A 1,941-nucleotide genomic window follows, 5' to 3' on the forward strand; every position below is an offset into this window, starting at 1 on the left:
GTGTAGAGTCGCAGTTACCAACTATTGTATCTGCATGGTCTTTATAGATTGCTTTTAATTGAGATTGTGCTTGTAATATTATGCTTGCAGATATTTCTCTTGAACGAATTGTTGCAATCAATTTTTCAAATTTAGGAATTAAGCCAATATTTGCAAACTCATCAAGCAAACACCTAACATGAACTGGAAGTCTTCCACCATACACATCATCTGCCTTATCACATAGTAGGTTAAATAATTGAGAATACATTATTGAAACTACAAAATTAAATGTATCATCTGTATCTGATATTATTACAAACAAGGCAGTTTTTCTATCTCCAATTTTATCAAGCTCTAGTTCATCTTCGCTCATTAACTCTCTAAGCTCTCTTATATCAAAAGGTGCAAGTCTTGCTCCACAAGATATTAGAATTGACTTGGCAGTTTTTCCTGCTGCCAACTTGTATTTCTTATATTGCTTAACTGCAAAATGACTTGGATCTTTCTTTTCAAGAGCTTCAAAAAGCCTATCAATTGGGTTCATATAGGTTTCATCATCTTCTCTAACTTCACTTGCGTCAATCATATCTAAAAGTGTTTTAAAATTCTTTTCTTCTTCTGGTGCTTCATAATAGATATAACCGATGAGGGCAGTGTAATATAGCTTTTCAGCCTTTACCCAGAAATCTTCTCCTGCCTTTTCTCCATCTCCCTTTGTATTAGCAATTATAGTTTGGACAAGCTTTAAAATATCTTTTTCTGATCGAAGATAAGCAAAGGGATTGTATTTCATAGATTTTTTAAAGTTTATTGTATTTAAAATTTTTATGTCATATCCATTTTCATAAAGCATTTTTCCACACTCTAACACAAGTGTACCTTTAGGGTCTGTTACTACATAAGAAGAATGCATTTGCATTAGATTTGGCTTTACATAAAATCTCGTTTTACCTGATCCAGAACATCCTATTACTAATACATTTTTATTTCTAGCGTATTTAGGATTTTTAGGTCTTGAGTTCATTGTTAGTCTTTCGGTATTAGTTATGAGAACATTGTTTTCAAACTTAGGGTCAATGTATGGAGCAATATCCTTGCTTTCTCCCCATCTTGCAGATCCATATTCCTTGCCTTGCCTATATTTCTTTTTATTTTTACCTTTGCTATAAACAATTAGCTTAACAAGAGCAGCAACTGAAATACCTACTAACAAGTCCCTTGGATTAAGGCTTGGTATATAAGATAAAGTTCCTATATCAGAAATTCCTACCATTATTCTATCAATAATATCTCCTCCTACATAGGAATTGATGTGCTTAGAAAAGATATTTCCAATGTAGAAGAATGATAGATAAGGGATGTTTGATAATATAAATTTCTTTGGGTTGTCTATTTTAATTAAGTTTTTAATATCAGAAAGAATGGCTTCTAATATCTTATTCATCGTAGAAACCTTCACTATCTAATAAAATTAGTAGGTAGTGTCTTCCCTTTGGTGTTATAAATGTTTGTATTCCTACAAGTGTACCTAGTGGATCAACCCATTCCTTTACTTCAAAATATCCCTTGTTCTTATCTGCATAAGGTAAGAGTTTCTTTTTCTTATCTCTATAAATTAATCCCTTATCCATTAGAAAACTTATAAACTGATTTTGTGGTATGCCTAACTCTTTGGCAGTATTTCTAAAGTTTGTAAGTAGGTTATAATCTACTAATTTGTCATAATAGTCTGCCTTTGGTCTTAATTCTTCAATTTCTTCTTCTCTTTCGGCAATAATTCTATTGGCTACTAAAATTGCATCTGCAAGTAGCTCTTCATTTGTTTTCTTTTCTTGCCCTACTATATATCCTCCATTTTTTCTAATACTTGGTAAGACTTCTCTAGTTACCCAAGCTTTGAATATTTTTGCTTGTGGCAGTTTTGATGAGAGGATAAGTGAATACAATCCTGACTCATTA

At 31.9% G+C, this 1,941-nt stretch carries 2 protein-coding genes; both read right to left on the bottom strand.

Going from position 1 to position 1,941, the window contains the following annotated elements; translation table 11 throughout:
• Positions 1–1,426 (bottom strand): VirD4-like conjugal transfer protein, CD1115 family (locus QP860_RS10460; protein ID WP_284912785.1); only part of this gene is annotated, 1,426 nt, incomplete at its 3' end.
• A partial coding sequence (locus QP860_RS10465) for a phage antirepressor KilAC domain-containing protein (RefSeq protein ID WP_284912787.1) occupies positions 1,419–1,941 on the bottom strand: 523 nt, incomplete at its 5' end. The genes QP860_RS10460 and QP860_RS10465, both read right to left, overlap by 8 nt.

The sequence above is a fragment of the Aerococcus sp. UMB1112A genome (assembly GCF_030230715.1).
Taxonomy (GTDB): Bacteria; Bacillota; Bacilli; order Lactobacillales; family Aerococcaceae; genus Aerococcus.